Here is a 19,826-nt window from a genome sequence, read left to right as displayed (position 1 = left end):
AGTAATATCAAGGATTTGCGGTAGTAACTGTTAACGATTTATACCAGAGCCTTGGTATAATTTCGCGGGAGCGCAGGATAATAAAGGTTTTGGAAATTGGTGCTTTTTAGGTGGGAAATCGTAAAATAGACAGCGCATGAAGGTTTATGGCATAGTATAAATATGTTAAACGGCTAAATGGGGAATAAGTATGAGTTTTGCAGGGTTAAATGATAGGGATAATACAAATAATGATACTAGAACGCAGGAGAATAGCAGTTTATATGGGATGAACTATAGTAAAAGAGAAACCACTCGTAAGGCTGCTCAAAAGAGTGGTTCTGGGCCAGTTATTTCGTTTTTATATCATGCAAATTCCTTTCCAAGTGATTACTATCATGAGTTTAAACTGAAATTAAATAAATTAGTTGAATATTGCAAAAGTGAGATATGTACATATACGCAATATCACGATAATTATGAAATTTTTGAAAATGAATATGTTAAAGAATTATATCATATTACTGAGTTAGCATATGGGTTGCCAGAGTTTCATCGCAACATGTTTGAGGTGGATTTAATTTATAGAGCGTGTTTAGAGAAAACTGAAAAAGCAATGGCTGTTATTGAAGACTTATTCTGTAGCAGAGGTGAAGCATTTAGTAAATTGCCTTCAAAGGAACTGGAGTTATTAATAGACTACTATCATAAGAAAGATGAATTTGATTCAAGAGATACTGAGATTACTACAAAATTAGCTTACGTAAAAAGTGAATTAAAAACGTGGAAGATCCGTAATAACTATACTAGCATTGATAGTGCAGGTTCAAAATGTATAAAAGAGCACGTTGAGCAACTGAAAACAGAAATAAATGATCTGACAGAAGAGTTGAACGGAGTAAAAGAAGCGCAGAAAGTATATAGCATAAAAATGCAAGGGAAGGTCAGTTTAATTTGGAGTAAAATAAGATTTTACAATCCTGGATGAAGCTTTAATATCTTTACACTCCTTGCAAACTGGATAGAGCTTATATGTCATAACTTTCCGTTTGCATTCTTTTCACAGGTAAGGTGCAATAGTCCCTGAGCTTATCCAGACAAACAAATCCGATAAGGCAACCGTCGGAACTTTCTTCAGTGTAAAAAATCCACAAAATGCTATGCGTTCATTTGTAACTTTCATTTCCAAGATTGATTGGTCAAGCTCGGATTCGCTTAGGCAATTGTTTTTACCATTCCATTATCTTGGATCAGAAAAGCCTGTGGATAGAAGCACTTCTATGGAAAAGTAAAAGGTCAACATATCACAAAACTCCCCATCAGCCTACAAACTACCTTGGCAGGTGGGGAGTTTTTCTTATATCTCTTCTAATACAGTTTTGTCATTTGGTTATTCACATCTTGCGCAATCATCCTCTGGCAATCATCTCACCATACTCGGCCTTTTCTTCCTCAATAAACTTTCTGACTTCATCGGTTGTTGGTAATTCCTCTGAGCAGGAGTGACTCTTTACCATCATTGAAGCTTCTGCGCTGCCAAATTCAAGGCAGTCTATCATATCCCAGCCAGAGAAGATTCCGTATAGGAAAGCTGATGCGTAGCCATCGCCGCCTCCAAAGCCCTTGAGAGCCTTTACAGGGAAAGGCTTGATTGAGTACTTCTCGCCATCTTTTGTATAAGCAGTTGAGCCTTCTTTTCCATGCTTGATGAGAACAATCTTAGCGTTTTCATTAAACCACGCATTAGCGCTCTGCTCATCATTTCTTCCGAGCTCAATGAGCTTTTCTGTAAGGTCAAACTCTTCTCTTGATCCCATGATGATGTCCGCCTCTTTTGCTACAGCTGCATAGTAGATTGAGATTTCATCATCATTTTTCCAGTTGTATGCTCTGTAGTCTATATCGAAGATTACTCTTGTGCCATTCTTTTTCGCAAGCATCACTGCTTTTAATGCCGCTTCTCTTGACGGGCTTGCAGCAAGTGCTGTTCCCGATATCAAAAGAGCTTTACTGTTTGCGATATAATCTTCATCAATATCCTCAACAGAGAGCTGCAGATCTGCAATCTCATTTCTATACATTAGGATGCTGCTCTCTGTAGGCGAAAGGATTTCTGTAAATGTAAGACCAAGCTTCTCTCCGCCTGTGCATCTTGTGATATGAGAAGTATCAATTCCTTCTTTTTCCATGAAGTGGATAACAAAATCTCCGAACTGGTCATCCGATACCTTGGCAAAAAAGCCTGCTTTAAGGCCATGTCTTGTCACACCAATTGATGTATTGGCAGGAGATCCGCCCAGGTACTTTTTAAAAGTAGTACACTCTTCAAGTGGATGAAAATAATCTACAGGATTAAAGTCTATAGCTATTCTCCCAAGGAAAACTATGTCCATTTTTCTATTCTGATCAAACTCAACATACCTCATCTCTATACTCCCTTATACCCTTCTCTAAAAAAACGACAAACCCCAGTTACCTATCTATAAATATCTTTTCCCAAAAGCTTTTTAGAACTGGCTTCTCTTATTTCTTACTGTAATTGTGTGATCGAATCCGGTGTAGTCTGTAAAATAAATTGTTGATGCACCTGCGTTTCTAAGCTCGGAATCCTCTTTTCCCTCCATAAATCTGTGAGCGCCAAAAGCAGGTCCCACAATAAGAGTATCCTTGTGATTAGAAAGCTCTACGTAATCATCTTTTACAGTAAGTGCTTCATTTCCTGTAAGATGTGTTGCCAGGTGTCCGTTTTCAAGGAATGTTGCTCCTGTAAATGAGAGCTCGATTCTCCATGGAGCACCCTCTACGCCACTTGTCTTAACGCGCACATCGATTCCGTCCTTGTCCTTGGACTCTGTAACCCAGACATCGATATCCATGTCAGGACCCATTTTCTTATCTCTCTTGGAATTATCCATTTCCCACCAATCGCTGGTAGCAGGTCTTTTCTCATCTGTCCATGGAAGATAGTACCAGCCGTGCATTGTCTGATGCAGGTGAACACCGCCATCTATCTCCTCCATAGTTTCTGCCTTGAAAGCTCTGTGCTCGCAGAAGCTTCCTGCGACCTTCATCTCCATCTTTATTGATCCGTTATGGAAATAAAGGAAGTTGGACTTGCCGCTCATAGCTGTGTATGTGTATCTTCCGGACTTATTTCTGGAAATTCCTGAGTTTTTGTAAAAGACATGATAGTCAGGATTACCATAGAGTCCCTCATGCTCTATTGTTCTCCACTCTGGATACCACATGAAGTAAATGAGGCTGTCCGGAGCAAGCATATTTTTCTTTTGACAAATATCGATGATAGTGTTGCACATCTCATAAAACTCAGGAATGTTGTGTCGCTGTCCCATGAGCATGTATTCAGTGTAGTAATCAGTTGGATATGAAAGTCTGTCCTTATCAAATCTTGTGGAGTTAGCAGTGTAAACAGATCCGTCCGGCTCCCAGTAATGAAGCATCATGTGAAGGTTTCTCACAGCATACTCCTCGTACTTTTTGTCGCCTGTTGCCTCTGCCAAAGTGATCATGGCATCGTTGTTTACACGGTTATAGTTACCTGCTGACTTCTCGGCAAACTCTCCATCCTCGTTGCAATCAATTCCCTCTGCCAGATATCTGTTTGCGCACTTTACCATCTCATCGTCATTATAAATTTTTGCGCATTCCATAAGAGTTGAAGCGATGGCCCATCTGTGGTTTGGTGTATGGAAGCCGCCGGTCATGATTCCCTTTGCAGCCTTTTCAATAATTCCGTTTATTGTGTCGAAAATTTCCTGCTCTTCTTTTGTTTTCTTATCACCAACAATATCTCTTAGGTAAAAGAAAAATGGCATAAGCTTCTTTATAGAAAAAGCTGTATCTGGCGCAGAGTTGAAATTACATGTAACATAATCGTAGAGTCCCGTATCATGCTGCATCTTTTTAGCAAATCCAAGTCCCAACCTGATTCTTTTTAAAAGAGCTTCATCCCTGTATAAAGAACTGTCGCTGTTGCAATAAAGTGCGATCATTGATGCTGTTCTGTAAATTGTATATTTGGCATCCAGGATATGATTATCATCCAAAAAAGCGCCTACATTTGGATTATTCTCATCCATGATCTGCTGGCGCATTGACTCATAAACCAGCTCCTCTGTGTCCTTTAAAATTATCTGATAGTGTTTCTCCATAATTGACCTCCCAAACCTAAGCCACCGTACATAACAATTTGTCCGGTAGGTTCACAATATAAAATATGTTTCGTTTATTTGTTTTATCTTTTATCTAAAAACTCAGAAATGTCAGCTCTCTAAGTTTATTCCTGTCAGCCCCTATCAATGAGCGCCGCTCCAATAATGCCTACATCGCCGGCATCACTGATTCCATGCGCCAAAACAATATCTGTATTTTTCTCGCTGTTCCTTGAATATATTCCTTTTGCAACTTTCTTTTTCAAATCATCAAGAAAAAGATCTGCTGCCCTTGTTATACCGCCGCTTAAAACCAACACATCCGGTTGAAGAATATTGATAAGATTTGTTATTCCCTCAGACAGATATGTAGTAAATCCATCAAGAACCTCCAATGCAAGACTGTCTTTCTGTCTTACCGCTTCAAAGAATATCTCGCCATCTGCATTTCCTGCTTTTCCACAAAGCTGCCACAGCAAAGACTCCTTATCCACATCTTTTTCCATTGCTTCTTTTGCCTGGTTCATAAGTGCTGTTGCAGAAGCATAGTCTTCAAAACAGCCCTTCCTGCCGCAGTTACAGTCCACTCCATCAAGGTTGATAGTCATATGCCCAAACTCTGCTGCCGCAAAATTGACACCTCTAAGCAGCTTCCTGTTAATGATGATTCCTCCGCCGATTCCGGTTCCAAGAGTTACCATCATGAAATTGTCCACATCATAGCCGCCGGTGATGTACTCGCCAATTGCAGCCGCATTGCCATCGTTATCAAAAGAGGTTTTCCTGCCCAGCTCTGCTCCCAAAGCTTCTTTTAGCTTAGGTAAAAAAGGAACCTCTTCAAAGCCAAGATTATTGGCGTACATTATTTTGCCTGTGGTCAGTTCAGCTGTTCCCGGAACTCCAACACCGATGGCTTCTATATCTGACTCCGATAAGTCTTTATCCACGAGGATTTTCTTTATAGTCAGTGCAATGGCATCTATCATCTGCTCCGGCTCACTTGCCTCAGATGTTTTTATGGATGTCTTAACAACTATGTTGTAAGCCTCATCTACTAGTCCTATAGCAATATTTGTTCCGCCAACATCTACGCCTATTCTATACATGTCTTTTCCCACATCTTCTCAAGTATTATCAAGCTTTCAACACCTCTAAAAGGAACAGCATTGCCAGCGCCTGTCCATAAGGCATTGGCTTGATCTCAATCTGCTTGTAGAAATCCTTGGATTCACGTCCCATTGGTGTTCCGTAGGAAACCTGATTAACAGTGCCGTCATCTGCGATATTTGCAAGTACTGGATCAAGTGCCTTAAGTGCAACCTCTTTGTACTTTGGATCAATAAGTCCCATTCTCACTGCCTTTAATATACCATAGGCAAATCCACATGTAGCGCTGGTCTCCACATATGAAGTCGCATCATCTACAAGTGTATGCCACATTCCGCTTTCATCCTGATACTTCTCAAGTGCTTCTACCTGAGCATTAAGCGCTTCTATCAAAAATCTTCTGTCTGCGCCTTCAACTTTTGCAATTGACAGATACTCAGGCACTGCCATTGTAAACCAGCAGTTTCCGCGGCCCCAGAGGGCTTCTGCGAAGTTGTGATTCCCTTTAAAGGTCCATCCATGGAACAAAAGACCTGTCTTATGATCTACAAGATATTTGATATGTAAAAGGAACTGATATCTGGCTTCCTGTCTGTATTCGTCGTTATCTTCAATTTCTCCCATGCTGGCAAGAAACATTACTGTCATGAAAAGAGTATCATCCCAGAGCTCCTGATCATTTTCGCTATCTGAAGTCCTGTGAGTAAAACCACCTTCTTTAGTTCTTACAAAGTCCTTCATTATAGCTTCTGCCCACTCATGACATACTTTTCTATATGTAGGGTTCTCTTTTTCCTTAAGGATAAAAGATAAGGGAAGGAGAGGAGCTGTAGTATTTATATTTTTTGCAGGAAGTCCAAGAGAAATCTCTTTTTCATAAAACTGATTAAGAAATTCGAGATACTCCTCTTTTCCTGTCTCTTCGTACATCTGTAAGAGGCCATAAAGTCCAACGCCCTGAGTCCACTCCCAGTGCTGATATCTTGACACATCATCTCCTGCCAGATTCTTTGACTTCATATTTTCCAAAAAGTATTCATCATCCTCGTAAAGGAATTTCTGGAAACTGTCTGCCAGAATTTTTAATGTGCTTTCAATCTTTTCATTATCGACTTTCATTTGATACCTCTTTCTTTTTCATATATACTATTCTCATGCTTATAAATGACAGTGTTTATTACGAAGACAACCACTATATAATTATCAACAACATCCCTAACAATATTTTTTACTATATTGATTATGATAAAAGAGATGCCTCTATAAACATGGAGTTCCAGCATCTCCATCCATATTATGAGATGTTGATCCTTCTTGCGCCAAATGCTACTCATCTTATTGAAGGTGTTCCTTACAATATTCACATGGGTGACATTGTTCTTTTGGCGCCTTCTGTCATGCATAAATCTGTTTATTACAAGGGCGAACCCAGCAAAAGAATCATCATTGACTTCATGTATGAGCTGAACAGCCCGGAAACAGCTGATGCCTACGCTGAAATTCTTCAGCCTTTCAAAAGTGAGGTTCCTATCTTCAGGTTTGATCTTGAGGATCGACAGAAGCTTATCGACATTCTCAACTCACTTTTCATTTTTTCAAAAGAGCATCAGTACTATGGCAATCCTGCCGATGAATTTTACATTCATACTAAGTTCCAGGAGTTTTTGTACACGCTTTACAGTCTTAAGGATAAAAACATTTATACCAATGACCAGAGTTATAACTCTATTGAACAAAAAATGTATGAAGTCTCATCCTATATACACGCTCATTACAATGAAGATATTTCGCTAAATACTCTTTCAGATCAGTTCTTTGTAAGCCCAAGTTATCTGTCCAGAGTTTTTAAGCAGGTTACCGGATTTAATCTATCCAACTACATCCAGCTAACCAGGATTAAAAATGCCCAATATCGTTTAGTTTCATCAAACGATAAGATTTCAGTTATTTCTGAAGAATGCGGTTTCGCTTCGTTTTCTCAGTTCAACCGCATCTTCAATAAAGTAGCAGGAACTTCGCCAAGGCAGTATAGGCAAACTGCTATCACCCACAAATAAATGCAGGTGTTACATTTATTTCAATCATCCACAAATCACAGGATTTGAAATAGCAAGATTTGTACAATCACTCTTTGCTATGAAATATACAAAACGGTCTTCTTTTATAGTCTGTTCTATTTTCCGGCTGTAATCGTAGAAGCCGTTTTCTTTTTTGGCATCAAGCTCTATTTCTTGTAACAGGCCATTTTCAGAATGAACTTCCAACTTTGTAAGTTCTCTGTTTGATAAAAGCTTTAGGTCTATATGGAGCTCTTTTTCACCGCAGAGTTTCTCACCGGGAAGCTTGCCATTAACAGTCGGAATAAGTATTGGTCCGTTAGTTAAGAAGCTGTGTCCACTCTTTAGGGTCTGCAAAAGATTTTTCTGTTCCCTATCTTCTCCCGCATGAATGTAAGTTCTGACGCCGCCACTTGTAAGACAGGTCTCAGCCCATTTCTCAAGTATTGGTAAAAGACTTTCGCATATAAGCTCAAATACATGGGCTTCTTCAGGATACTTTTCTTCCAGTTCTGACTTGTTTTCTTTTATCAAATCGTACGTATCGAGAATATTGTCATAGAGCACGTGATAGTCGTCTGCAGCAATATTGTGGGTATCGCTTCCTGTTGTTGCCGGAAGGAAAAGACCTTTTCTAAGACATTTTAGCCACAGCTCATATGCCGCATAGTCTGTGCTTCCCATCATCATTGGCGCTGAGCCGTTCCAAATCTCCATGGTCTCAAAAATGTCCAGCATATCCTCAAAATCAGGATTCCATGAAATAGATCTCTGAAGATCTCTTGGGTGATTTATCTGTGGAAGGCCACCGTTTGCTTTAATCTCATCTGTGATTCTGACAAATTCAGCTCTTAAGTACTCATCTGTCCTGTGCTCATCGTCAGGAATTCTGTATATTACATCTTTTTCAACGCCCATCTGCATAACATGGCCATTAGATGTGGAAATTTCTTTTGACACTATTGGAGTAAAATCATCTCTCTTGCAGGCTCTCCAATAATCATGGTTGAGCACGTTATGATGATCAGAAAGCGCTCCGTACCTTAGTCCCATGGCCATCATGGAATTAGCTACTTCCTTTGGAGATTCAACCACATCATCATCCCCGCCAAACACAGGGCTTGAATAAATACAGTGGTGGTGCAGATCTCCGGCAATCCATCCATCATCTGAAAGATCAATGAAGTGATTTAATTCGTACTGTCTTTTTTCATATTTATTTTCTGTTACTTCCAAAGAGTCTGTGATGATCTCATACTCACTTCCCTTGGAAATCTCTACTACGTATCGTCCTACAGGGAGCTTTCTTGAAAGACATCCGTCAAAGCCGGTAATGTCGCGGATCATAGTTATCTTACCGTTCACTCTATTGAAGGTTTCCGGCGTTTCGCCCGGCAGTAGTTTAAAGAGCTTTACCTGGGCCGGAGTTCCCTGGCCATGGCATTTCGTTTCTATATAAATGCTTCCAAGAGCTCCATTTTTATCTACAATTCCGTTGTTATGAAATCTGTTTCTATCATTTGTCCCCGGATAATCTACTTCATTTACTCTTTTAGTTCCTTTAAGTTTGTAGTTTTCCAGCACATATTTTGTGAATGAAAGTAGTCTGTCTGCATCCATCCTGGATGCTACCGCATCTTCTTTGCCGTCTTCTTTTAATTTCCCCTGCAATAGCCCGATGGCTATTGATAAAAACTTTGTTTCTTTACTCATGATTGCTCCTCTCTGATGTAACTGCAAAATAATGGCACGAATTGCTCCGTTGCTCGCAACTCTCGCAATTCTAGAACATTCGGAATTCGCACAATAGTGCTTCTTCCTCATATTCTTCGGGTTTCAAAGCCATAATACTTATCATGCTAGCATGAACGTATTATGTCCTTTCTCCCCTGCCATTAAAAAATGTATGACATAGAGCATAATCATATCTCCATATCATACATTTTATTTTCATAGCCGTGCATTATCTACGCGGTTTTTATGTTATCTAGTTAAAAAGATTGCATTTTTTGTTGTCAATCTTATGGGCAGCTTTCATCACAAGAACAAACTCTTGCTGTTATAAATCTCATTTTTCGCCCTGGCTTTATAACTGAAAATCTCCGAAAACACTGGTTATCGGAGTTGTCTTGTAGGCATTTAAAAGCGCTGCAGCATATTCGCTTTGTGAAAGAGTCGTATCTGCTGCACCCAACGAATTAGCAGTAAGTGAATTGGAATTAAGATCTGAAAGTGAAATATCCTGACTATTTGTGCTGTTTTCAGATGTGCCGCTTATAAGAGCATTCTGAAGCAGATTTCCTGAAAAGTATGTTGACTGAGCAAGCTCTTTTAACGCATTCTGAGAAAGAAGCCCGTTGTAAGCATTTGAATTAGCAGTCGAATCTCCATCCGTTGCAGTAGAAGACGGTGCCAGCTCTCCGACTGCCGAAATGGAGCCTTCACTAAGTTCAGCTCCGTGCTCTGCCATGTTTTGAAGTATTTCTGCCTTAACATCCACAGTATGTGATGCTATATTATTGGTTATTTCTGACCTGATATCAACGCTGCGATTCGATATGTTATTAAGAATTGTTGATTCAATATCCAGATCATTAAATACTGAATTGATTTCTTCAGAAAGAGTATCCTGCGTTACCGCTGCATCATCATCTACACCACCGGAAGCATTATCAGATGCCACAGTTACAGTATCGGCCGAAGCATCGCTGTTTGAATCCGTATTGACAGCCGTAACTTTCTCTGCCGCTTCTGTTCCTGAAGAATCGCTGCTATTCTGCGTAGCTTTATTCAGATATTTTTGAAAAAGGGAAATTCCGCTCAGATCTGTGGTATTAGAATCTTCAGATGTAGCCTTAGCTACATCTGAAATAGAATACAAATAATTATTTACCGCACTTACAATCCCCGAAATGCTCAGTGCCATGATTATTCTCCCCTGAAATCCTCATAATACTTTTTTATAAATATTCGCCGTTTCTATAATTACATTATATAGTTAATAATTGCTTTGTAAAACAATATATTGTTTGTATTTGAAAATGTTGATCGTTTTATTAATATTATATTTCAATTTTATTTAGATTTTTCCGGGATACCCAATTTTCTGAGCTCTTTCGTTAAGAACAGCATTTATTCCGTCCGAATCATATATCAGGAATCCCTCGTCCTTGAATCTGACTCCCAGTTCAGCTATATCGGCTTTTCCAGCTTCAGTTTCTACTTCGCTATAACTATCATCAAATGTATAGAAAGAATAGAAAGAATTTCTTTCCTCATAATTCTGCTCAAAATAATACTCGAGAACAGCCATGTGCTCGGCATCTATTCCTTCTGTGGAAATCGAAGTTACTGAATCACCCTTATAAATGTCATATGTTTCCATCAAAGAAAGTGTTTCTGACACACCATAAAAGAATTTGTATTCTCCGCTTGCGTCTACGTAAGCATAATCCACATCATGGATATTAGCAGCTGATGCTCCGCCGCTCTCAATTGTTCCATCGGCGTTAACTGTTACGTATGATCTTTCTGTAGTACTTTGGTCAAAGCAAATAACAAATTCATCATTTATTTTTTTGATTATCATATCAAGGCCAAATCCTGCGCTAAGCTGAGCCTCAACAAGAAGTTCTTCCTCTCCGTCACTTCCGCAATCGATCTGTGAATACGCTATCTCCGCATCCTGCTGAAAATCTTCAATCTTCTTTAAAGCATCACATATTTCGTTAACGGTATAACTTTCACCAACTGTGAGTACCTGTGACAGCTCAAAGTATCCAGGAACATCGCCTTTTCCGGTGTATTTTACTTTGGCTGTGCCATTTTCTACATCGGAATAAGTCTGCCCATCTGAATTTTCTACTGCATTTCCTGCTCCATTCTCCGCGGTGCTTTCTGATGCAGCTTCTGTTGTTTTTCCTGTGGTGTTCTCCGCCTTACTTTCTGCTGGAGTATCAATTGAGCTCCATGTCGCGTTCTCCGCATCATTCGCTCCACATCCAGCCATTACCATTGCAGCAGCAACCGCCGCTACAGCGATTCCCGCCATTTTCTGATTTCTTTTCATAACATCCTCCTCATAATTTTTTAACATAAATTATTGTATCATTTTTTTATTATTTTTTTCCCGGTAACCGGCTATTCTTCTAACTACACCCCTTTTTTATTTTTTCTTTTTCCTGATGATTGGTTATTTTTCTAACTGCACCCTTTTCCCTTGCAGATGCTGTTCGTAAAACAGCTAAAATAAAGTAACTGCACCCTTTTTTCAGGGTGCAGTTGAATAGATATCACCAGGATAGGAAAAAAATCTTTTCAAAATAGGGTGCAGTTAAAGCAAAGCAACCTATATAGGAAAAACTTCATCAAAAATAAGGGTGTAGTTAACATAAACTACTCAAAATAGGAAATCTCATCCAAAATCAATATGCAGAAACCACAAATGTCTTAATTTCAAACGGCTTAATTTCAAAAGATAATAACCTATTCTGCACATCATAACTGAAGCCCTCGCCACTTGCAATGCAATTCTCCAGCAAGTCAGCTTCTTTCACTGCATCAGGTGTAACACCATATCCCTTAAACACTGCAGCCTTAACAGTATGCTTTTCACCGTATCCCTCAAACAATCTGATCACTATATCATTTGAGTTCTCAGCCATCTTAACTGCTTCAACGAATACGCCTCTTTCTTCGATGTCAATTACGCCATGTATAGCTGCTGCCACTATGTCAGATGGCTGACCGCTTAAAGAGCTCTTGATCTCAGGAATATAGAAGTGGCTGTTCTCATTAAGTTTCCTTGCCTCTTCGATAACTCTGCCATTTCTGTAATCACCCTCATGAGGGAAAAGAGAATAGGTAAACTCATGAAGTCCCTGATCAGCGTTAGGGTTCGGGAATATTCCTGACTTGATAAGTGTGAGTCTCATAAGTTTTTCTTTCGCATCATAGCCGTACTTGCAGTCATTTAATACAGCGACGCCAAAAGAGCCATCTTTATCAGAAATATCCATCCATTTATGAGCACAACACTCAAACTTTGCCCTATCCCAGCTGTTTTCTCTCTTGAGGTTTCGTTTCAGATTACCATACTGGGTCTCGCATGTGATCTTTTCTGAATCCACATCAACAGGAAATGCTGCCTTCAAAAGAGTCTGATGCTCATGCCAGTCAATCTTGGTCTCAAAGTCTATTCGTCTAGAATCTGCATAGAAATGGATATTCTGCTGAATTTCAGAGTTTTTGAATGGCCTCTTTATACTAATTACAATTTTTCCCGAATTATCAACACTGCTCACTGACAACTCGCTTATATCTGTAACATCCCAGGAAACATTCTCAAAATCTGCATCAATGTTCCAGCAGTCGTACTCCTTTGGCTTGTCCTCAAAGGCGATCAGTCTGTTCAAAGGACTTTGGTTTTTATCACGCAGTTCTTTTCCACATTTTTTATCAAAAAGACTTTCTAATTCACCATTGCTGTCCACTACTACTGAATAAAATCTTGTATTTATAAAAATCTTTCCATCTTTATCTTCACAAGTAATATCATTACTTACAGCTTCTTCCTCACCACAAGCAATATCACCGCCTTCAGCATTATCCACATGGCAGACAAGTTTTGACAGATCAAGTTCCTTTGCAGCTTCATCTATGATTATTTCTGCTCTTCTCTTTATGTCTGCGTAGTCCACATCAGAATCCTGATAAACTTCCTCAATTGAGGAACCCGGTAAAATATCATGGAACTGATTGAGCATGATCTTCTTCCATATATCCTTAATCTCTTTTTCCGGATATGCTTTCTGTCCCTGCAGATACGCGCACACAGCCAAAAGCTCAGCTTCTGCTAAGAGATACTCCGACCTTCTGTTATTCTTTTTGTTCTTTCCTATAGATGTGTAGGTTCCTCTGTGGTACTCAAGATAAAGCTCATCCTTCCAGGTAGGAACATCTTTTCCCAGAGTTTCCCTCAGAAGGTCCTCAAAGAACTGGCCAACTGATTTCTGCTTTGTCTTAGGAACTCCTGGTATACCAAGCTCTAACCTTCTACTCATCTCCAGCATTTCCCAGGTTGGACCGCCGCCTCCATCTCCATATCCATAGCAGTCAAGAACTGCATCTGTAAGGTCTTTTTCCCTGAAGGCCTCCCATGCTCCCATTACCTGAGATGCATTCTGCCTTCCGTTGTAGGTATAGTTAAGGATCCTGTCATCCTTCCCTGCTTCCACAGCCTTGTCGTAATCACAGGTTGTGATTATATAGGTAGGGATCACACTGCCATCGATACCTTCCCAGTTAAAAAGATCATGTGGCATCCTGTTGGTATCATTCCAGGCAACCTTTGTGGTCATAAAGGCCTTTATTCCGCTCTTTTTAAGGATTTGTGGAAGAGCTGCGCTATAGCCAAACACATCAGGGAGCCACAAAACCTTGCTGTCTACACCAAACTCCTCTTTGAAGTACTCTTTTCCATAAAGGATCTGCCTAACCAGAGACTCACCTGAAGTCAGGTTACAGTCTGCCTCAAGCCACATTGCGCCTTCCGGTTCAAATCGGCCTTCCTTAACTTTCTCTTTTATTTCCTCAAAAAGCTCAGGCTCCTCTTCTTTTACAAAGTCATACATCTGTGGAGTACTGGCCATGAAAAGATATTCCGGATACTTTTTCATAAGTTCCATAACAGTTGAGTAGCTGCGGATAACCTTTTCTCTTGTCTGACGAATTCTCCACTTCCAGGCAACATCGATGTGCGTATGTCCAACACTTGCCACTGTAACCGGCAGATAATCTTTGCCATATAGGTTTTTCCTTAGGAAATCTGCGGCTTCTGCGAGTTTTCCACAATTGTTGGTAAGTGGATTTTTATTATCCACGTTTTCCACGTCTATTAATCCACACGCTGTGGATAGTCCATCAAGTATGATTTTCACGGAGTTTTGCACATCCGTGGATATCTTTGTGGATAACTCATCGAGAATCTCATCAGAGATTTCCACATTTTTATTCTGCTCTTCAAAGGCTCCTGCGGTTGTATCAAGCACAGATTCGCGCTTTGAGGAAGGAATCCCAAGCATGGCCTGCATGGCTTCAAATGGGACTTTCAGGTCAAAATAGAGCTTCTGAACAGCCTCATTTCTAGCCGCAATTGTCATCTTCAGATAGTTCTCATTTTTATCAAGATTTGAATAGGCATATATCCTGATATCCACAAGCCTATCTTTTCCACAAGCCCAGTCTTCTTTATCATAGATAGTAATGCTATTGTGGTTCATATCCATTCCGCAGCGTCTTTTACCATTTATGTATACCAGCATCTGGGGATTGTTTGTATTCCATATGTCCTCTGCCCCTGTGGATAAAAAGAACAAAACCTCCTTACCTCTATAAATCTCAGGTATTTCCACTGCCACATGAAAACAGTAGTGAGTATCCGGTTCTCCCCAGGAAGCTCCATGTTCAAATTTATCCCACCCGGAAACATCCTCTAAAACAGTTTCCCTTCTGCCATACGGAACTTCTTTTATCCGTATCCCATCTTCAGTCATCAGCTCATCTACTGGTCTGACATCTTCCCAAAGATTATTCTCCAGGATCTCTATTGTGTCTTTTATCTTGTTATATTTTTCTGCTTTACCCATTTTTCAACCCCTGTTTTAAGCAATGTTTATAATATTTAATGTAGCATACACGTTATTACTAATAAATACCTATAAATATTTGCATCACTGAAAAAGACAAGGTGTCGGTTTTTATGCCCTACACCTTGTCTTAAACTGTCTTCCTATCTATATTTGTGCTTCTTATCAACTTATGGTAACTGTCTCCTGGTAGTCAAGAATTGGTTTTCCACAATCACCAAACCTCAAAGGAAGAACTACATATCGTGAATCATCATAATCTTTACCATTCCACCTGTCTGAAAAATAATAAATGTTTCCTGTGTTTACTACAGTAAGGAAAAAGGCTGGCTGTGTGCGATATGTAGTTTCATCCCCTATCTTGGTCAGCGTGGACCAGAAGCCATCGATCTTGTCTGCAGTAGCATACTTACACTGATTTGGCGCCCAACCTGTACAATATGAGCTGAACATATAGTAAATACCTTCTCTTTTTACTACTGCAGGGGCTTCTCTGTACTCTCCCTGCCACAGTTTTTTAACCAGCTCATCAACGTTTAGATAATCATCTGTAAGTCTGTACATGTGAAGATCTGCGTTATCTCTTGATGCAGAGATAAAATAGGCAGTGTCATCATCATCCACAAAAAGTGTACAATCTCTGGACATATACCCAAAAGGATTAAATGCTCCAAGATAAGTGAATTCCCCATCCGGCGTATCTGAAATGGCAATTCCACAAGCGGCTAAACTATAATCAACACCATTTTCGACATGCATCCACATCACGAATTTGCCTGTCTTTTTGTTATAGACGACCTTGGGTCTCTCTATATTTATCTTTTTCCCTTTTTCTGTGATAAGAGACAGATTCGTCTTTACCCTGTGCTCCATGCATTTCGATGCCGTTGTGAGTACATCGCGTCTAAATTCCCAGTTCATCAGATCTTTTGACGCATATACACTTACATACCTGTTCTCTGTCCTGTTTTCCCCATACCAGTAGTACTCTCCATTCCAAAAGAGAATATGGCCTCCATGTGCATGTATTATGTTGCCGCCTGTATCTCGCCAGATATCGCCATTTATCAAATAACTTCTTGTTGACTCCATACTTCCTATCTCTTTACTGATTATTTTTTGCATCCAAGAACTGCTGGAGCTGAGTAATGAGTTCCTGGCGGACTGTTTCAAGACCTGCTGCCTCTGCATCAGCATGCCATGTCTGCAGTTTTTCCACTGCCTCATCTGCCTCATAAAGTGAGATGTTCAAACGAAGCTCATTAGAAAGAGCTGAAATATTTGCCACTTCAGTTTCAACATTTGAAGCATCAAATGAAAATCCGGCAAGCGGGCTCAGCTGATAAGTAGAATCTGAATATGCATAATCAAAGTCTGCCTTAAGTTCTGCATTATTTAATACCAGCTCACTATATCTTACATAATTTGGATTCCAGGTAAAAGAGTAACCGGGCATAACGTACTTTTCTTCATCAGAAATGTCAGTATTCTTCATGCCATTATCGCCAATTGCTTCCCAGTCTTCTCCTTCAATACCATACTGGAAAAGGTCGTGAGCTTCTTTAGAACCAAACATCCAATCAAGGAAATACATAGTTGCAAGCTTTTTATCTGACCACTCCGGAACAACAAGCCAGTTATTAGTTGCTATATCACAGATAACAGCGCCTTCCTCTTTGTTCCTCTGAGCATCATCAATAACGTAGAATCTCCATTCAGACTCAGGCACATTTTCCATGGCCTCTTTTGACCTGTTCTCAAACTCACTGAGTGCGCTGTAGGAAATTGCAGCCGGCTTTTCCACAGGTGTTGTTTCTCCGCGACTTGGGTTAAGATATGAATTCCACTCAGTACGCTTTACTGCGTATTCAGTGATGAAATCATACTGATAGCCCTCTGGCATCTTGGCAAATTCCTCCTCGCTGTCTCCGGCTACAACCACATTTAATACCTTCGTATGATCTTCGCTTAATCCCACATATATTCTAGTCTGATCTCCGAACACCTCTGTAGAATCCTGGCTAAATACATTGTCGTGCTTTCCGGTATACACAGGGCTGTCAAGGTAAAAGAAATTCCAAAGATTTACTCCCATCATATCAGGCTCATTTTCGCAAACAGTCTTTACAAAAGCCATCAGACTGTCACGATCTGTAATCTCATCACAGCCGTATTTCTGACGAAGGTCCTCACGATACATAAATCCACGGCTGTCTTCATAAGCATTGGCCATGTTGATACCATATATTCCTTTGGTGTATGAGCCGTCTTCCTGACGGACATATGATGTCATGGCATCCAAAAACTGCCCTGAAAATGCAGTTTTAAGCCCTGGAAACTGATCATTATCAAAGTACTCAGTTAAGTCTGCAAAGTCGCCCTCCTGAATAAACTTTGTAAGACCGTACCATGATCCGCAGAACATGAGGTCAATGTCCTCCTGCGCAGATAATGCCATATTCAGCTTATCTTTGTAATCTGCGCCAATGACATACTCAATATTTGGATGTATCTTGCTCATCACAGGGTCATCTGCAACCATCTCTTCATACTTTGCAATGACCTTGTCCACATTTTTTGCTTCGTTCATTACACGAATATTGATCGTGACATCTTTTGTGATTGGCGATGCTTCTACATTGCTCTCTCCGGCTTCAGTGCTGTTTGCTGTCTGTGAAGAAGTATCGCTCCCGATCTCCTGACTGCTCTCTGCGCTCCCACATGCAACAAGCCCCATTACCATTGCAGCTGCCATAATTGTAGCAGTTACTCTTTTTGCTAAGTTTGTGTTTCTCCTTTTCATAGTACCCTCCTAAACATCATATATATCATCCGCTGGATCCTCACGGAAGATTTCCTGCATTTAATACCCGTTCCGATGCCTTACATTACCCCTTGATCGCACCCACTGTTAAGCCACTTGTAAAATATTTCTGTGCAAATGGATAGAGTAAAACAACAGGTCCTATGGCCACAACAGTTGTAGCCATACGAAGTGAATTCTGAGGAATATCCCCCATTGATATTCCGGTGCTGCGCGCCATCTCACGCATGGAATCCACACTTCTAAGCATTCGCATCAAAAGATATTGCAAAGGATAGTAATCTGATTTCTCGATATAAAGCATGGCATTAAACCACTGATTCCAATAATTGAGAGCATAAAACAGACTGATTGTTGCTATTCCCGGAACTGAAACCGGTAGAATGATCTTTGTAAGAATCTGTATATCATTTGCTCCATCTATATAGGCCGATTCTGCAAGTTCCGACGGAAGTGCTGCAAAAAAGTTCCTCATAAGGAACATGTTCCAAGCCACAAAGGCAACAGGAAGCACAAGAACAATCGGATTATTCTTCATATTTAAGGTCTTACTTATCAAAAGATATGTTGGCACCAGTCCGCCACCGAACAACATAGTAAAGTAAACATAGAATGTGACTATATTGCGATATTTAACTTTTTTAAGTGACAATGGATACGCCATAGTAATTGTCAAAAACATTGATATCAGTGTTCCTATGACAGTTGTTCCTATAGTCACTGCGTATGCCTTAAAAATCTGCGAGTCTCCCAAAACCATACTGTATGCTTTAGTAGTAAAGTCCCTTGGAAAAATAGAGAAACCATATAATCCAAAATTCTTTTCTGTCTCAAAGCTGCTGCCAATGATAATTGCAAATGGATATAGACACATAACGCAAAATGCTGCTGCAATTACTCCAACTATAATGTCAAAGACTATATCATTTGATGTTTTCTTTTTATCCACTTTATGCCCCATAAATAACCTTCCCTCCTTAGAAAATTGCCGCATCCGGCTCAATTTTCTTAGTGATAGCATTTGTTACAAATACCATGACAAGCCCTACAATAGACTGGAAAAAACTGGTTGCGGTACTCATGCCAAGATTATTAAGCTCTCGAAGTGCTCTGTAAACAAATGTATCTATAACATCGGTTGTGGCGTAAAGCTGAGAATTCTCGCCAACAATTGCATATATCATTCCGAAATCACCGTTAAAAATCTTACCAATACTCATGAGTGTAAGCATAATAGCTGTTACTTTGAGCTGAGGAAGCGTGATCTTTAGGATTATCTGAAGTCTGCTTGCGCCGTCGACTTTCGCCGCCTCATATATTTCTTTATCCAATCCTGTGATCACAGCAACATAGACAATTGTTCCGTAGCCTACGCCCTGCCAGATCTTCAGCACTACCAGTATCAGCGGCCACCAAAGAGCATTGTTATAAAACTGAGGATCATTTCCACCATGTTCTATGATCCAATGTGTAAATCTTCCGCTTCCTCCAATGATTCCCCCAAGGAACATTGCTACAACAGTCCATGAAACGAAGTGTGGGAAAATAGCTATTGTCTGAACCACTCTGCTGTACACTTTGTTCGTTATCTCCGCAAAAATAAGTGCAAAGAAAATTGATAAAATTGTTCCGGTTGCGATAAAAAGTACATTCAAAAATATTGTGTTAAAAAAGATCCTACCGACGCCTTTATAATGAAAAAGAAATTCGAAGTTCTTAAGTCCAACAAATGTACTGCCCCAAATTCCCTTTTTATAGCTGAAGTCCTTAAATGCTATCAGCACACCGTACATTGGCACGTAGCAAAAAACAGTAACCCATATAATAGTTGGAACCATCATCAGATACAGAACTTTATTTTTATGCAGTTCTGCAAAGATGCTTTTTACTTTATTCATCGTAACCCCCTTGTTACTTTTATTCCTTAAAGTAGTTATAGTGTAATCTTTTTGACATGGTAAAAACCCATCTTTGACAGTCTAAATGCGAGGAACCGCAGTAATTATGCGGAAACCTCGCATTAGTTTTAGGGTAAAAGTGT

The 19,826-nt window shown here is 39.9% G+C and carries 14 protein-coding genes; 2 read left to right on the top strand and 12 right to left on the bottom strand.

Going from position 1 to position 19,826, the window contains the following annotated elements; genetic code table 11:
* Positions 1-190 precede the first annotated feature (190 nt).
* Positions 191-967 carry a hypothetical protein gene (locus E7303_RS16245; RefSeq protein ID WP_292146460.1) on the top strand — a complete coding sequence of 259 codons (777 nt, stop codon included), beginning with the start codon at positions 191-193 and terminating at the stop codon, positions 965-967.
* A 421-nt stretch (positions 968-1,388) separates the two neighbouring features.
* On the opposite strand, the gene iolC is transcribed toward E7303_RS16245, so the two are convergent.
* The 4 genes from iolC to bglB all read right to left on the bottom strand — a co-directional run bounded on the left by iolC (position 1,389) and on the right by bglB (position 6,377).
* Entirely contained in the window at positions 1,389-2,405 is a 1,017-nt protein-coding gene (gene iolC / locus E7303_RS16240) for a 5-dehydro-2-deoxygluconokinase (RefSeq protein ID WP_292146459.1), read from the bottom strand.
* Positions 2,406-2,486: 81 nt separating this feature from the next.
* Positions 2,487-4,151 carry a hypothetical protein gene (locus E7303_RS16235; protein ID WP_292146458.1) on the bottom strand — a complete coding sequence of 555 codons (1,665 nt, stop codon included), beginning with the start codon at positions 4,149-4,151 and terminating at the stop codon, positions 2,487-2,489.
* A gap of 134 nt (positions 4,152-4,285) precedes the next feature.
* Positions 4,286-5,269 carry an ROK family protein gene (locus E7303_RS16230; protein ID WP_292146456.1) on the bottom strand — a complete coding sequence of 328 codons (984 nt, stop codon included), beginning with the start codon at positions 5,267-5,269 and terminating at the stop codon, positions 4,286-4,288.
* Positions 5,270-5,285: 16 nt separating this feature from the next.
* Complete coding sequence (gene bglB / locus E7303_RS16225) at positions 5,286-6,377, bottom strand: beta-galactosidase BglB (protein ID WP_292146455.1); 1,092 nt, start codon at positions 6,375-6,377, stop codon at positions 5,286-5,288.
* A gap of 35 nt (positions 6,378-6,412) precedes the next feature.
* Here bglB and E7303_RS16220 point away from each other — a divergent pair, with 35 nt between their 5' ends.
* Entirely contained in the window at positions 6,413-7,315 is a 903-nt protein-coding gene (locus E7303_RS16220) for a helix-turn-helix domain-containing protein (protein WP_292146454.1), read from the top strand.
* A gap of 24 nt (positions 7,316-7,339) precedes the next feature.
* Here E7303_RS16220 and E7303_RS16215 read toward each other — a convergent pair whose 3' ends face one another.
* The 8 genes from E7303_RS16215 to E7303_RS16180 all read right to left on the bottom strand — a co-directional run bounded on the left by E7303_RS16215 (position 7,340) and on the right by E7303_RS16180 (position 19,683).
* Positions 7,340-9,028 carry a CehA/McbA family metallohydrolase gene (locus E7303_RS16215; protein WP_292146452.1) on the bottom strand — a complete coding sequence of 563 codons (1,689 nt, stop codon included), beginning with the start codon at positions 9,026-9,028 and terminating at the stop codon, positions 7,340-7,342.
* Positions 9,029-9,401: 373 nt separating this feature from the next.
* Positions 9,402-10,241 carry a hypothetical protein gene (locus tag E7303_RS16210; protein ID WP_292146451.1) on the bottom strand — a complete coding sequence of 280 codons (840 nt, stop codon included), beginning with the start codon at positions 10,239-10,241 and terminating at the stop codon, positions 9,402-9,404.
* A 153-nt stretch (positions 10,242-10,394) separates the two neighbouring features.
* Positions 10,395-11,384, bottom strand: a complete 990-nt coding sequence (locus E7303_RS16205; RefSeq protein WP_292146450.1) for a hypothetical protein — start codon at positions 11,382-11,384, stop codon at positions 10,395-10,397.
* Between the two features lie 355 nt (positions 11,385-11,739).
* A complete protein-coding gene (locus E7303_RS16200; protein ID WP_292146449.1) occupies positions 11,740-14,961 on the bottom strand; it encodes an alpha-mannosidase in 3,222 nt (1,073 codons plus the stop codon).
* Positions 14,962-15,126: 165 nt separating this feature from the next.
* A complete protein-coding gene (locus E7303_RS16195; protein ID WP_292146448.1) occupies positions 15,127-16,053 on the bottom strand; it encodes a family 43 glycosylhydrolase in 927 nt (308 codons plus the stop codon).
* A 13-nt stretch (positions 16,054-16,066) separates the two neighbouring features.
* Positions 16,067-17,764, bottom strand: coding sequence for an extracellular solute-binding protein (locus E7303_RS16190; RefSeq protein WP_292146447.1), 1,698 nt, complete (start codon positions 17,762-17,764; stop codon positions 16,067-16,069).
* Positions 17,765-17,849: 85 nt separating this feature from the next.
* Positions 17,850-18,746: a carbohydrate ABC transporter permease gene (locus E7303_RS16185; protein ID WP_292146446.1), complete on the bottom strand. Its 897-nt coding sequence runs from the start codon at positions 18,744-18,746 to the stop codon at positions 17,850-17,852.
* 16 nt (positions 18,747-18,762) lie between these two features.
* Positions 18,763-19,683: an ABC transporter permease gene (locus tag E7303_RS16180; RefSeq protein ID WP_292146444.1), complete on the bottom strand. Its 921-nt coding sequence runs from the start codon at positions 19,681-19,683 to the stop codon at positions 18,763-18,765.
* Positions 19,684-19,826: the final 143 nt, after the last annotated feature.

The sequence above is a fragment of the Butyrivibrio sp. genome, assembly GCF_015056685.1.
Classification (GTDB): Bacteria; Bacillota; Clostridia; order Lachnospirales; family Lachnospiraceae; genus Butyrivibrio.
Note: the sequence above shows the minus strand (reverse complement) of the source record. Positions and strands in the feature narration are given on the sequence as shown.

Excerpts from the sequence above, each read along its gene's own strand:
- E7303_RS16245 (WP_292146460.1), top strand. The coding sequence starts at position 191 with ATGAGTTTTGCAGGGTTAAATGATAGGGATAATACAAATAATGATACT.
- bglB (WP_292146455.1), bottom strand. The coding sequence starts at position 6,377 with ATGAAAGTCGATAATGAAAAGATTGAAAGCACATTAAAAATTCTGGCA.
- E7303_RS16210 (WP_292146451.1), bottom strand. The coding sequence starts at position 10,241 with ATGGCACTGAGCATTTCGGGGATTGTAAGTGCGGTAAATAATTATTTG.
- iolC (WP_292146459.1), bottom strand. The coding sequence starts at position 2,405 with ATGAGGTATGTTGAGTTTGATCAGAATAGAAAAATGGACATAGTTTTC.
- E7303_RS16195 (WP_292146448.1), bottom strand. The coding sequence starts at position 16,053 with ATGGAGTCAACAAGAAGTTATTTGATAAATGGCGATATCTGGCGAGAT.
- E7303_RS16205 (WP_292146450.1), bottom strand. The coding sequence starts at position 11,384 with ATGAAAAGAAATCAGAAAATGGCGGGAATCGCTGTAGCGGCGGTTGCT.
- E7303_RS16185 (WP_292146446.1), bottom strand. The coding sequence starts at position 18,746 with ATGGGGCATAAAGTGGATAAAAAGAAAACATCAAATGATATAGTCTTT.
- E7303_RS16215 (WP_292146452.1), bottom strand. The coding sequence starts at position 9,028 with ATGAGTAAAGAAACAAAGTTTTTATCAATAGCCATCGGGCTATTGCAG.
- E7303_RS16235 (WP_292146458.1), bottom strand. The coding sequence starts at position 4,151 with ATGGAGAAACACTATCAGATAATTTTAAAGGACACAGAGGAGCTGGTT.
- E7303_RS16220 (WP_292146454.1), top strand. The coding sequence starts at position 6,413 with ATGCTTATAAATGACAGTGTTTATTACGAAGACAACCACTATATAATT.
- E7303_RS16200 (WP_292146449.1), bottom strand. The coding sequence starts at position 14,961 with ATGGGTAAAGCAGAAAAATATAACAAGATAAAAGACACAATAGAGATC.
- E7303_RS16180 (WP_292146444.1), bottom strand. The coding sequence starts at position 19,683 with ATGAATAAAGTAAAAAGCATCTTTGCAGAACTGCATAAAAATAAAGTT.
- E7303_RS16190 (WP_292146447.1), bottom strand. The coding sequence starts at position 17,764 with ATGAAAAGGAGAAACACAAACTTAGCAAAAAGAGTAACTGCTACAATT.